The organism is Halalkalirubrum salinum (assembly GCF_005543295.1).
GTDB classification, from domain to species: domain Archaea; phylum Halobacteriota; class Halobacteria; order Halobacteriales; family Haloferacaceae; genus Halalkalirubrum; species Halalkalirubrum salinum.
The window spans coordinates 123,668-136,788 of record NZ_SRSG01000015.1; the positions used below are offsets into that span (position 1 = coordinate 123,668).

Consider the following 13,121-nt stretch of genomic DNA (forward strand, 5'->3'; position numbering starts at 1 on the left):
CACAAGAAAAAACTGCTGTCGTTACTGGTGCAGCTATAATAACCGTTAGAACTTTTTGCTCGGCGATTGTTGTAAGTGGTAGTGGATCATCTCGACGAGATCTCCGTCGAGGAATTGCAAGACGCTCTCGACAACGTGAACGAAAAGAAGCCGACACAACGGCTTTTAGCGGCAATTGCGTACAAGAGTGGTGTAACGCAGACCGAGCTAGCTGAGTGGTACGACGTTCAGCGACGGACCATCTACAGCTGGCTCAAGCGACTCGACACCGACGAGTCGCTTGAGCAAGCCGTTTCTGATGATAAACGAACTGGAAGAAAACGTAAACTCTCAGAATTACAGCAGGAAGAATTCGAAGAAACCGTTCACTATCCACCTGAAGAGGTCGGGATCGACGCGTCGACGTGGACGCCGGCGCTTGCCCAAGAGTATCTCGAAGAAACGTATGGCGTTGAGTATTCAATCCCGAGTTGTCGGCGGTTGCTGAAAGAAGCGGGATTGAGCTATCAAAAACCACGCCGTTCAGCCGCCGAAGCTGACAAAGACGAGCCAGAAGCGTTCCACGACGAGCTCAAAAAAAGCGGCGGGAAATGGACGCCACCGTAGTCTGTATTGACCAAACCAAGAAATCCGTGCAAGTTGAGCCGCTTGCCGCGTTGTTTCCGCGCGGCACGCGGCCTTCGGTCGAGCTTTCAGGCCAACGTGATTGGACGTGTCTGCTGGGCGCGATCACCGAGGACGGTGATCGCTTCTTCTCTCGATTTACCGAGTACATCACGGCCGAACACGCAAAGCATTTCATTTTAGCATTATGTGAAGAATTCGAAGATGACTTGATCATCGTGTTGGACGGAGCGCCGTATTTTCAGGCGTCGGCCGTCACGGACCTAGCGGCCCGTGACGACCTCGCCTTCGTGACGTTACCCTCGTATTCACCGGAGTTGAATCCGGTCGAAGAATGCTGGAGACAACTGCAAAAGGCTCTTAGCAACCGCTTCTTTGACTCACTCGATGAGCTAACAACAGCGATCGACACCGCTCTCGACAAACTCTCTGTTCCTAAAATGAGTAACTACTTCTAGTGCCTACTATAGCGGAATAGGAGCTGCAACAGTCGAATCGCTCCGCTCAAATTCACGGTACGATCGAATTCTGGCACTTGATATTGATCCTACTCTCATGGACACATATGACGATGAATACCCGAATCCGGTAACATCACACGTTGTAGATATCAGCCAGTACAACGCTGTTGAATCTGCGATCGAGGCTGCTGAAGAGGTAGGTGATATTTGTGCGGTCGCAAACTGTGCTGGCACACCAGAGCCAGGATGGATTGATGAGATAACTCCTGCTCGCTGGCAACGAATTCTTGACGTGAATATTACCGGTGCGTACAATGTTGCCCGTGCAACATGTATACCGATGTACGATCGAGGTTATACTACGTTCGTCACCGTTTCGAGTGGTGCCGGACAACGAGGAAGTATGAGCGGTGGAGTCCACTATTCAGCCGCAAAAGCTGGTCAATTCGGACTTGTTCGCGGCCTTGCCAAGCAGCTCGCTCCCCACTTACGAGTCAATTGTGTTGTCCCCGGGTTGATTGAGACGCCGCTGACGATGGAATCTGGACTTTGGACCGAACAAGAAATACGCTCGTTTGAAGCACAGCTTCCAGCCAAGCGAATGGGACGCGCAAACGAGGTTGCAAACGCGATTTCGTTTCTTCTCGATCCACAAAGCAGCTACATTACTGGCGAGCTTCTTACCGTTGATGGTGGCGCACAGCTTTCATAATTGACGAAGTGTGCCGGAGAATCCACTCTGATACCAGTTTGGATGATTATGATGATCTCGCCGTCGTTCCTGGCGGTAAGGTAATTACGACTGAATGTTTTTCAATACTGTTTCGGCGAACAGCGATATCCCATCTGTCTCTGGAAAATCGACGAATTCGAGCACTATTTCGGAGATTCCAAGTGAGAGGAACGAACGAAGCTGTGATTCAACCTGCGTCGGCGTTCCAACGAGTGCAAATTCGGTCTCACTGATTGAGTCGGGATGGAATCGCGGCACATCTTTGAGAAGCGATTTGACTTCTGCTTCAGTCTCTCGGATGAGGCAGCGAGCAAACCATGATTTTGTGATCTGATTATATTCACGATCGTACGTCTCGCAGTGGCGTTTCAGAACCGAAAGCTTGTGCTCCATAACAGCAGTTGGTCCCCAAAAATTCCAGATATCAGCATGCTTGGCGGCAATTCTCAATGTAAACTCTTCACCACCACCACCAACCATAATCGGTGGATGGGGTGTCTGGATTGGATGAGGGAGACAACAAGCATCGGTGACAGAAACATACTCACCGTCGTAGCTCACGCGATCGGTCGTCCACAGCTGTATGAACAGTTCAATTGTTTCTTCCATTTCTCTCAGCCGATCTGGCGCTCCGGGCCAGTCGTATCCGTAAGCAATCGCTTCATCCTCCTTCCATCCGGCACCCATACCGACGCGCAGTCGGCCCTCGGAGATTGAATCCAATGTTGCGAGTGATTTTGCTAGTAGTGGTGGATGACGCAAGATGTTATTGATTGTTTTCGGGTAGAGATAGACACTATCTGTAACGCCCGCAATACCAGCGAGTGTGAGTAAACACTCGGTTGTTGCACCATCACCAGTCATTAGATGATCTGGAACTGCAACACCATCAAATCCAACCGATTCAGCGGTTACTGCATATGATTGCTGATCGTGCCAGTTGATCGTATCACAATACGGGAGTGTACTGTACTCATTAGATCCTCCACTTGTTGGGATATTCACCGCAAATTCCATGCATCATAGACACATGGGTAGCTAATAAGTCTCTTCACCAAATCCGGCTCTGTCAGGTGCATATCTATGACAGAGAACAGATCTTTCATCTCCATTGATATTATACTCCGCAACCGACTGTGTACAGATACTCGGTGCAAGAAACGCCGATTCGAGCCGCTCGTACGCGGTTTCCCACTCTCCGTCTACAACCAAATCAATGGCCTCAGAAACGATTGACCCCAGTGCGTCATTTGACAGCTCTTTAGTAAAGAACATCTCATGGACTGCACTGGCACTGTCAGCAATAAACTCCCGTCGTTCAACCGCCCGGATGAACGCCAGCGTCTCATCCCACAGTGGATGTCCTGCATACTCTTCTGGTTCAATAAATGCAGTACACCGCGGATTGAAGTGGCACCCAGATGGTGGATTAATCGGACTTGGAACGTCTCCAGAGAGATTTTCTCGATTGGTATCGACGTCCGGATCAGGGACCGGAATCGATTCTAAGAGCCCGCGAGTGTATGGATGTTTTGGATCGCTGAATACGTCGGATGTTGAGCCTACCTCAACGATCCGTCCCAAATACATCACCGCAATCCGATCACTTATTTGTCTAATGACGCTTAGATCGTGGCTAATAAACAGGTATGTAAGGTCAAACTCTGTTTGAAGATCTTTCATGATCGACAAGACTTGTGCTTGCACGCTCACATCGAGTGCGCTAACTGGTTCATCGCAGACGACAACCTTTGGATCAATCGATAATGCTCGAGCGAGGTTAACACGCTGACGTTGGCCACCGGAGAACGCGTGTGGATAGCGATTGTATTGTTCTTTATTCAGCCCTACCTTTTCGAGAAGCTCGTACACTCTTTTTCTACGCGTCTCCTTATCATACAGCTTATTGACACGCATGGGCTCTCCAATAATTTCTCCAATCGTCATTCGAGGATCGAGCGATGAGTGTGGATCTTGAAATACCATCTGAATGTCTCGTCTCTTCTTACGAAGCGGCTCTCCAGTGAGATCGCTGAGCGTCTCCCCGTCGAACATCACTGATCCGTCTGTCGGTTCAATCAGCCTGACGATCGTCTTCGCAAGTGTTGATTTTCCACAGCCCGATTCACCCACTAATCCAAGCGTTTCGCCCGGATAGACGTCCAAAGACACATCATCAACTGCAGTGACAACATCGTTTGACCATTCGAATTGTGGAACGCCGCGTGAGAAAGAAACTGAAAGTGGTCCAAGTAATCCGCTATTCGTATTGAATTCCTTTCGTACTCCTTTGAGACTTAGTATTGGCTCGCCAGTCTTTTCGAACGCATCTGACTCGTCAATTGTTTCAGATTCGTCGGCCTCTGGCAGTTGTGAATCTGTCTTTATTCCATCTGGATTCGCCTTGTTCGCAATATATGTGCTCTCTTGATAGTCTGCCTCGAACGGCTCATACTGAAGACACCTGACCGTGTGACCGTCAGTTGTTGATCCAGTGTTGGACTCTGGATCCTCTAATGGCGGCGTTACCTGTTGACAAACATCTTTTGCCGCTGGACACCGTGTGTGAAATCTGCATCCTGCAGGGGGATTGCGTGCACTTGGCATCACCCCTGCGATCGATTGGAGTTCATCTTGTTTAACATCAGGGCGTGGTATCGATCGCAAGAGAGCCTGCGTGTAGGGATGCTTTGTTTCATAAAAGATCTCTCGAACCGGTGCTGACTCAACAATCTCCCCGAGGTACATTACGTTAACTCGATCGCACAACTCAGCAACGACGCTCATATCGTGAGTTACCCAGATAAAGCTCGTATCATACTTGTTCCTGAGGTCAGTTACGAGGTCGAGTATCTGCCCCTCGACAGTCACATCGAGCGCGGTTGTTGGTTCGTCTGCGATAATAACGCTGGGTTCGCAGGCAAGAGCCATTGCAATCATGATTCGTTGGCGTTGACCACCAGAAAACTCGTGTGGGTATTCGCTGTAATTTTTCTGTGGGTCAGGGATGCCAACTTCACGGAGTATCTCGATTGCCTCGGCTTTTGCTTGTGATCCGCGAATATTACGGTTTAGCTCGATTACATCTCGTATTTGACTTCCGATGGTGTAAACCGGATTAAGACTCTCCATCGGATCTTGGAGGATAATTGCGATTTCGTTGCCGCGAATCTCTTTTCGTATTTGTGCATCTGTATATGAATCTGCAGTTGGCCTTGGTGTCCCATCTGCATCTTGCTCGACAGCGTATATTGTCTCACCTTTATATTTGATTTCACCGCCAACAATCTCTCCGGGCTCCTCGATCAATCCCAGGACGGTTTTGATTGCCACGCTTTTTCCCGCACCGGATTCACCAACGAGGCCCAAAACTTCGCGTTCGTGCAGTGTAAACGACACGCCATCGACCGCACGAACAATTCCATTATCCGTTCGAAACTGCGTCTGTAAGTCTGTTACTTCGAGAATTGGTTTCCCTGTCATTATCTGTGAGTTTAATTTTCAATTCGTGGATCGAGCGCATCTTGGAGACCATCGCCAAGAAGATTGAACGCGAACACTGTGATTAATATTGCAAGCCCGGGCCAGACACTATACATCGGTGCTGGAAGCATATAATCTCGAGACTCTGCGAGCATCTGTCCCCATGACGGTGTCGGCGGTTGTGCACCAAACCCGAGGAACGAAAGCCCCGCAATAATCAGAATGCTTACACCAATCTGGAGTGTTGCTTGAACAAGAACCGGTGAAAAACTGTTTGGTATAATGTGGTATAGGATGACCTGGTAGTCTTTCGCTCCAGCCACTTTTGCGGCTGCGATGTATTCTTTTTCACGGACGCTAACGACGCGAGATCTGATAAGACGATTGAAAACTGGTATCGAAACAATCCCAACCCCGACCATTGCGTATGTTACATCACGTCCAAATGCGGTCATAAACGCGATAATAAGCACGAGAAATGGAATTGCGTACAAAGCTTCGGTAAATCGCTGAAGCAGGTCGTCTACTTTCCCGCCGTAGTATCCAGAGACCGCGCCAATTACTGTCCCGCCAACGAGACCGATCGACGTAGCCGCAAAGCCCGCAGTGATCGCGATTCTTGTTCCATAGATCATTCGAGTAAAAATGTCTCTTCCACGATGATCAGTCCCGAGTGGATGCTCAATGACACCCGGGCCATAGATCGATTCCATGCCGACGGGTGGGAGTAATCGTTGTCCACCTGCTGCATCCCGCTCTGGATGGTAAAGGAATCGTTCGGCGAATGCGTAATCGAATATATAGTAGTCGATTGATGCGAACACTGCAACTGCAACAACAAATAAAATGACGTACAGACCAATAGTTGCCGACGTATCCTTATGGATCTGTGTAAGGATGTAACGCACACCCGAATTACTTTTTTCAAGATCTTCACCGTCGTTGTGTCTCTCTGACGGCGTGGTTTCGACCGTCTCGTCGACGGTTCCGCTTGCCATTATTCCTCACCTCCGTACTGAACGCGAGGGTCAACGTAGGCGTACAACACGTCAGTGACAATCACACCAACGACATATGTGACACCGAAAACGATCGTGGTTCCCATGACAAGTTCGTAGTCTTGGTTATTGATTGCTTGGATGATTAGTCGGCCCATTCCGTTAATTTCGAACACTGTTTCAATCAACACTGCACCACCGAGTGCAGTACTCAACCCGAGTCCGATAATCGTTAAAACAGGTAACTGTGCTGCTCTAAACGCGTGCTTTCGGAGAATCGTCCGCTCGGGAAATCCATACGCTCTTGCTAACAACACGTAATCCTCTCGAAGCGATTCAACCATGGAGGAGCGTTCGATTCGGGTTATTTGTGCCATTTGTAGCGTTCCGAGTGCGATCGTCGGTAGAATTGCATGGTGAATTGATAATCGCAGTATGTCGAGTCGTGTTTCGGCCCCACGGACAGTCTCGGGGTCCGCCCACGGCAGAACCAATCCAGTTGCCGGGAACAAACCGAGATAAAACGAGAAAATGATGATCAACAACAATCCGATCCAAAACGACGGCGTCGAAACTCCGATCAACGAAACGATTCGAGAAATGTGGTCGGTCGGTTTGTTTCGCCGCTTTGCCGAAATGACTCCAAGTGGGACGGAAATTGCGATTGCAAAAGCAAATGCGCATGTGGTCAAAAATACAGTTATCGGTAGTCGTTCAATGATTTTTTCTGTTACAGGCATCCCGTAGTGAATGCTGTAGCCTAAGTCTCCCTGTACCACACCAAACAGATATGCGATAAATCGTTCATGGAGGGGTCGGTCAAGTCCGTACCGCGCTTGTACCTCTGCGATCAGCTCTGGAGATGCGCCCGGGCTAAGGAAAATCGAAACTGGGTCACCTGGGATTTGATTCGTGAGCAGAAATGTCACAAGAACTATAATAAATAACACCGGTACCGACTGTATGATCCGCGAGCCTACGTATCGAATCAAGCTCACAGGAAACCCCCCCCTCAGCGACATACGGCGACCTCCAGTCTACTTGCAACCCGTCTAGCGGTTGCTATCGTGGCGGGTCGGGGAAGGCAGACGATAATTGTGTTTGATGATATCACTACTCATATACGAGTGTTACGAGTGAACAAAAATTTTTCGAGTAGCAGTACTGTTCCCGGTTACTTTGGTATGTGTCAACAAGCATTATATACTTTGGCAGGAAACGTAGGCTATGGCAGCCAGCAATACGAGCGATGCAGCCGAGGCGTACGATAATCTGGTGGCTCAATATGAAGATATTGTCCATCTTGACCAAATCGACAATATACTCTTTTGGGATCAACAGGTGATGATGCCGGCCGATGGCACACCAGCACGTTCGGGACAGAGATCCACTCTCTCTTCTCTCAGACACGAATTACTCACAAGTGACGAGATTGGCACAGCGCTCTCATCACTCTCGGGTGCGTCTCTCTCGGACGATCAAACAGCGGTTGTCCGAGAGATCCGTCGCCAATATGAGCGAGAAGCAGAGGTTCCCAGAGAGCTGCAACGACGTCTCTCACAAGCGATTAGCGATTCCACTCCTGTCTGGCAAGCGGCGCGTCGTAACAATGATTTCGAATCGTTCGCACCAATGTTAGCGGAAATTGTTGAAATCCGGCAGGAACAAGCCGCAGAGATTGATCCAGACGCAGAGCCGTTTGACGTGATTTTTGCGGAATACGAACCGTATCTCTCGGTTGAGACGGTTGAATCAATGCTCCATGAACTTCGAGATGAACTTGTCCCGCTAATCGAAGAAATTCGAGAATCCGATGTCGATCCCGCTGCAGGCGTTTTTGACGGAACTTACGATGCAGATGCACAATTTGCTCTTTCGGAAGAAGTACTTGATATTGTTTTAGTCGATTGGGAAAAAACAAAACTTGACACCTCAACGCACCCGTTTTCGTTCGGTAATCAGTTTGACGTCCGAATGACAACCCGGTTTGATGAAGAGACTCCGGTTGATGGACTCACCAGTACACTGCACGAATTTGGTCACACAGACTACACACAAGGACTTCCAACTGATGCATACGGAACGCCGCTCGGTGAACCTCGCAGTCATGGAATTCACGAATCTCAGTCGAGATTCTGGGAGAATCAGGTTGGCCGAACCGAAGCGTTCTGGGAGTTGATACAACCGCTTCTCATCAAACACTTCCCGAATTTAGACGGAACAAGCTCACGAGATCTCTATGCAGCAGCAAATCAGGTCTACGAAGAAAATTACATTCGTGTTGAAGCTGACGAACTCACCTACCACATGCACATTCTGCTCCGCTTCGAGATTGAGCGTGATTTAATAAATGGCGACCTTGCGATCGAAGATGTCCCAGCACGATGGAACGAACTGATGGATGAGTTACTCGGTATCACACCACCGACGGATACACTGGGATGTCTCCAAGATATCCATTGGTCTCTCGGACGGATCGGAACATTCCAAAATTACAGTGTCGGTAGCGTCTTTGCCGCACAGCTGCAGGCTGCTCTTGAATCGGATCTCGGTGATCTTGAGTCACTCATTGCAGAAGAGTCGTTTGAAGCAATTCATCAGTGGCTCACCGATGCAGTCCACCAATATGGCCAGCGGTACACAACCGACGAACTCATAGAAGTCGCAACAGGAGAACCACTCACCGCGTCATACTTTGTCTCAGATATGAGGTCAAAATACAGTGATATATACGAGCTATGAGTAGTGACGAACGGTTATTATACGACTGTCAATCTCCGTCTGTCTCGCCACTTGAGCGGTCGATTCTTGAATCGATCGATCGGAATCGAATCTGGGAGAGCGTTGAGACGCTGTCGTCTCTAACACGCGTTTCCGGTACGGCCGAAGAGCGCAAAGCAGCTGCGCATATCGAAACTGTGCTTGAAAAACACGGTGTAGATCACACCCGCTACGAACCGGAATTGTATCTGAGCACTCCGGTCACAGCGACGGTTTCGAGCGCTGATGGATCTGTTTTATTTTCCAGCGCGAAGACCGTGGCTTTTTCATCAGATGACACGGCAAGCGGTGAGGTTCTTCGGCTCCACGCAGACGACGAGGGTGATTCTGTTGAGTCACTCTTGAATCACTCTCTACATATTGACGATGTTGATGTTGCTGGAAAGGTGGTTGTTGCGGAGTCGTTAATTCCAATCGCAGAGATCAGACGGCTCGCTGCTCGTGGTGCTGCTGCGTTCATTGCGATCCATCCTCACAATGATGAACCACACGAGGGGATCATATCACCTGTCTGGGGCGGTGCACCAACGCACGATGAGCGTGATAAGATTCCTGAAATTGTTGTCGCAAACATTTCTGCTTCGGACGGTGAGCGTCTTGATACGCTCCTTGACGATGATGAATCTTTCTCTCTCACAGTAAGTACGTCGGTTGAAACGGGATGGAACCAGTGTCCACTTATTGAGGCAACTATCCAAGGTGGTCAAGATAACGACGAATTTGTAATCTTACACGGCCACTATGACTCATGGCATGTAGGCGCCACTGACAATGCAACTGGTGATGCATCACTGCTGGAATCTGCGATCGTACTCACAGAGCATGCAGAACAACTCTCTCGGTCTGTTCGTATCTGCTGGTGGCCAGGGCACTCAACCGGGCGCTATGCCGGCTCAACATGGTACGTCGATAAGTTCGGACACGAGATCAATCGAAACTGCGTCGCACATGTGAACGTTGATAGTCCGGGTGTAGCCGACGCAGTCGAGTTTTTGAGCCGTGTGAAATGGATGACTGCAGCTGAGCCCGTTGCAGTTGGTGCGATCGCTGATGTAACTGGGAAGCAGACACGTACCCGTCGTCCTTCTCGCGCAGGTGATTATTCGTTTAACAACATCGGCGTTGCGGGGATTTCGTTGCAATCTTCGATCGAACAATCGGTGCGAGATGAGCGAGACTATCACTTAGTTGGTGGAAGTGGTGGACATGCTGATGCGTGGCATCTTTCGACTGATACGATTGATAAAGCCGACCCTGCTGTTTTAGAACGCGATACCAAGGTGTATACGATCGCGACCTATCGACTCGCGGCCAGTACCCACTGTCCGCTAGACTATCGACTAACAATTAAAGAGCATCGCCAGACCTTGGATTCGCTCGCTTCAGGGGCCGAAAATCTTGGTCTTACATCTGACTTCGATCGGGTGGCCGAAGCTTATAGAGTCCTTGCACATACCGTTGATCGATTGTACGAATGCGACGACCACTCGTTCGAAAACCTTCGACCGCTCGCTCGGCTTCTCACCCGTATCAACTATGCAACCGATGGGCCATTCGAACAGGATCCTGCCGTTGGTAGGCCACCACTCCCGACGCTAGCGCCGGTGTCAAACCCGCCACATACAGATGATGACAAACGCTTTCTCGCACAAGGCGTGCGTCGATCATGCAATAAGATCGTCTATGAGATCCGTTCGGTCTGCTCGCAACTTGAGCGGATCTACGCAACTCACGAGTGAACCGCCTCGGGGTCAAGTCCCGAGGCACTCGGCCTGCTTTTTCTGTAGAACTGCGGCTCTTTTGATTCATTCGACTATCGGCAAGTGATTAAGCATGACACTGCGCAGATGCACTTTAACCTTCGATGAAAAAATGTCAGTTTGTAGTTGAAATTAGTCGATGCTGACGTTTGTACCGGAAACACCGGAATTTGTCACACGGCGGTCAGAGAATACTTGTGGATTCTCTGTTGCGACTGGATGTGGCTCCAAGCCATTAACATACTCTTTTACGGCCATGTTGGTGCTAAGATTATACAGTGGGATGTGAACACGGTCTTCGATCATCATTGTAACCGCTTCTTCATACATATCTCGGCGTTCCTCATAATTCGGATTTACGCGTGCATCGTCGAGCAACTGTGCGAATTCATCATTATCATAGTAGGTCCCTTGGAATGCACCGTCGGGATGTACCAACTCGTAAATAAAGCGATCTGGATCTGGTTCACGAGTCCAGCCAAGCAGGTAGATATTGACCTCATCTGCATCACCGGAACTAAACGTTTCAAGCATTGTGCCGAAATCAAGCCGACGAACCGTTCCAGTGTAGCCCGCTTCGTTGATCCCGTCTGCGATCGAAATAGCGACGTTTTCGCGCATTGATGTCGAAGAGACAATGATGTTACACTCCCAATCGTCAGGGACTCCTGCTTCTTCAAACAGCTCTCTGGCTCGGTCAATGTCCTGGTCTGGCCACATATTACGCCATTCGTCAAGCGGCATATCCCAGTCTTCTGCAAGAGGTTCTGGGAGGATGCTGTACATTCGGGATCCAACTGGGTCTACGAACCTCGAAATAGCTGAATCAAGATCAGTCGCGTATACGATTGCCTCTCTAACTTCCTTTTTTGTAGCCTCGCCCTCGTTCATATTGAACGCGGCGAACTGGTAGTTGAGTTCGGGTCCACTAACAATGCTCGCATCATCCATGTTTTCGACCGTTCCCCAAAGATCAGGCGAGATGTTATTCGCAACATTTACTTCGTCATTTTCGAACTCGGTAATCCGGGTTGTATCTTCTTCAACTGGGACAAATTCTAGTTCCTCGAGTTCCGGAAGTGTGTCACCCCAGTAATCGTCGTGTCGGCGAAGACGGGTGTAATTCCCTGGATCCCATTCAACGAACTCGAATGGTCCGCTCCCAACAACGACGCTTCGACCAAACTCTTCGCGGTCTTCCTCGCGAACATGTTCCGGTGCGAGCGGATGAGCAATTGTATTCAGAATTGGTGGGTATGGTTCGTCGAGATTGAGCTGTATTGTTTGCTCGTCGATCTCTTCCATCTCCGTAATGAGTGCGAAATCCGTTCCGTAGTCGGTCGATTCTTCGACCGGCTGGGTAAACGTATATGCGACATCGCTTGCGGTCACTGGTTCACCATCGTGCCAACGAGCATTTGAATCAATTTCAATCGTCAGCTGTGTCCCGCTGTCATTCATTTCAGGCATATCGGTTGCCAATAATGGTACTAAATTTGTACCTTCATCGTATGTGTACAAGGCATCGTAAACCCAATTTTTGATTACGATTGAATAGTTCCCACCCCGGTTATTGATCGGATCAATTTCGTCCGGTGCTGCGTTCTGTGCGAAAATCAGCCGATTCTCCCGTCCGCTCGACCCATTTCCATTGCCGTTGCCGTCGCCGTTTCCATTGCCGTTTCCGTTGCCATTTCCACCGTTTCCGTTACCGCCATCACCGGTACATCCTGCTATTGTTGTGAGGCCCGCTCCGGCTGCAGCCCCCAAAAACCAGCGGCGACTACGGCTATGCTTGTGGTTCTCAACCATAATCAATTCTACACCTTCCGGTATAAATAATCATCGGTGATCGCACTCCTGGATTTAATTTTCATGCTCAATCTCTGTTTTCTCGACAGTGCTTCGGTTCAGTTTAGGACCGAAGTCTTGCTCGTAGCGCGACGCAGTCTTGATACCAGGGCTGGCTCGTATCACGGCATAGTCCGACATTGAACCACTCATAGAGATCTTAGAACTCTGCTCACGAGGCTGCTCTGAGTTGAGGAACGCAGGCCAGCCCGAGTAACCATCCTGGCGTGTAGGTCCGATCGATATTCAAAAATCTCATGCGAAGAGTCTGCTGTGTCTACTTGGAGTTCTTCGGACAGCACTTTCTACATTTCCTCAAGGGCCTCCGTTCAGTTGTAGTTGGATAGCAAGACCAAGATATACCGCTCAGTGATGCCTCTCGTCCTTACCGAAGTTCTCTCCCACCCAGAATTGACTGGAGCTGTTCTGG

The 13,121-nt window shown here is 49.4% G+C and carries 9 protein-coding genes; 4 read left to right on the plus strand and 5 right to left on the minus strand.

Annotation, left to right across the window (positions count from 1 at the left end; genetic code table 11):
- Positions 1–81 precede the first annotated feature (81 nt).
- Together E5K03_RS06755 and E5K03_RS06760 are read left to right on the plus strand one after the other, a co-directional pair.
- Positions 82–1,082 (plus strand): IS630 family transposase gene (locus tag E5K03_RS06755; protein WP_138005657.1). Its coding sequence is split into 2 segments (ribosomal slippage): positions 82–574 and positions 574–1,082, totalling 1,002 coding nucleotides; the frame shifts between segments, so codons are not numbered across the junction.
- Positions 1,083–1,098: 16 nt separating this feature from the next.
- Positions 1,099–1,797, plus strand: a complete 699-nt coding sequence (locus tag E5K03_RS06760; RefSeq protein ID WP_138005659.1) for an SDR family NAD(P)-dependent oxidoreductase — start codon at positions 1,099–1,101, stop codon at positions 1,795–1,797.
- 84 nt (positions 1,798–1,881) lie between these two features.
- Here the strand turns inward: E5K03_RS06760 and E5K03_RS06765 are convergent, their stop codons facing one another.
- The 4 genes from E5K03_RS06765 to E5K03_RS06780 are packed head-to-tail and all read right to left on the minus strand — an operon-like array spanning position 1,882 to position 7,297.
- On the minus strand, positions 1,882–2,835 hold the full coding sequence (locus E5K03_RS06765; protein WP_138005661.1) for an LLM class flavin-dependent oxidoreductase: 954 nt from the start codon (positions 2,833–2,835) through the stop codon (positions 1,882–1,884).
- 21 nt (positions 2,836–2,856) lie between these two features.
- Positions 2,857–5,301 (minus strand): dipeptide ABC transporter ATP-binding protein, encoded by a 2,445-nt coding sequence (locus E5K03_RS17800; RefSeq protein ID WP_138005664.1) that lies wholly within the window; start codon positions 5,299–5,301, stop codon positions 2,857–2,859.
- An 11-nt stretch (positions 5,302–5,312) separates the two neighbouring features.
- Positions 5,313–6,299, minus strand: a complete 987-nt coding sequence (locus tag E5K03_RS06775; protein ID WP_138005666.1) for an ABC transporter permease — start codon at positions 6,297–6,299, stop codon at positions 5,313–5,315.
- Entirely contained in the window at positions 6,299–7,297 is a 999-nt protein-coding gene (locus E5K03_RS06780) for an ABC transporter permease (protein WP_240729968.1), read from the minus strand. The genes E5K03_RS06775 and E5K03_RS06780 overlap by 1 nt, the downstream gene beginning before the upstream one ends.
- Positions 7,298–7,526: 229 nt before the next feature.
- On the opposite strand from E5K03_RS06780, the gene E5K03_RS06785 reads away from it, so the two are divergent.
- Both E5K03_RS06785 and E5K03_RS06790 read left to right on the plus strand, forming a co-directional pair.
- Positions 7,527–9,041: a carboxypeptidase M32 gene (locus E5K03_RS06785; protein ID WP_138005671.1), complete on the plus strand. Its 1,515-nt coding sequence runs from the start codon at positions 7,527–7,529 to the stop codon at positions 9,039–9,041.
- Positions 9,038–10,819, plus strand: a complete 1,782-nt coding sequence (locus tag E5K03_RS06790; protein WP_138005674.1) for a M28 family peptidase — start codon at positions 9,038–9,040, stop codon at positions 10,817–10,819. Before E5K03_RS06785 ends, E5K03_RS06790 begins: the two co-directional genes overlap by 4 nt.
- Positions 10,820–10,972: 153 nt before the next feature.
- On the opposite strand, the gene E5K03_RS06795 is transcribed toward E5K03_RS06790, so the two are convergent.
- Positions 10,973–12,652, minus strand: coding sequence for an ABC transporter substrate-binding protein (locus E5K03_RS06795; RefSeq protein ID WP_171006622.1), 1,680 nt, complete (start codon positions 12,650–12,652; stop codon positions 10,973–10,975).
- Positions 12,653–13,121: the final 469 nt, after the last annotated feature.

Excerpts from the sequence above, each read along its gene's own strand:
- E5K03_RS06775 (WP_138005666.1), bottom strand. The coding sequence starts at position 6,299 with ATGGCAAGCGGAACCGTCGACGAGACGGTCGAAACCACGCCGTCAGAG.
- E5K03_RS06795 (WP_171006622.1), bottom strand. The coding sequence starts at position 12,652 with ATGGTTGAGAACCACAAGCATAGCCGTAGTCGCCGCTGGTTTTTGGGG.
- E5K03_RS06765 (WP_138005661.1), bottom strand. The coding sequence starts at position 2,835 with ATGGAATTTGCGGTGAATATCCCAACAAGTGGAGGATCTAATGAGTAC.
- E5K03_RS06785 (WP_138005671.1), top strand. The coding sequence starts at position 7,527 with ATGGCAGCCAGCAATACGAGCGATGCAGCCGAGGCGTACGATAATCTG.
- E5K03_RS06790 (WP_138005674.1), top strand. The coding sequence starts at position 9,038 with ATGAGTAGTGACGAACGGTTATTATACGACTGTCAATCTCCGTCTGTC.
- E5K03_RS17800 (WP_138005664.1), bottom strand. The coding sequence starts at position 5,301 with ATGACAGGGAAACCAATTCTCGAAGTAACAGACTTACAGACGCAGTTT.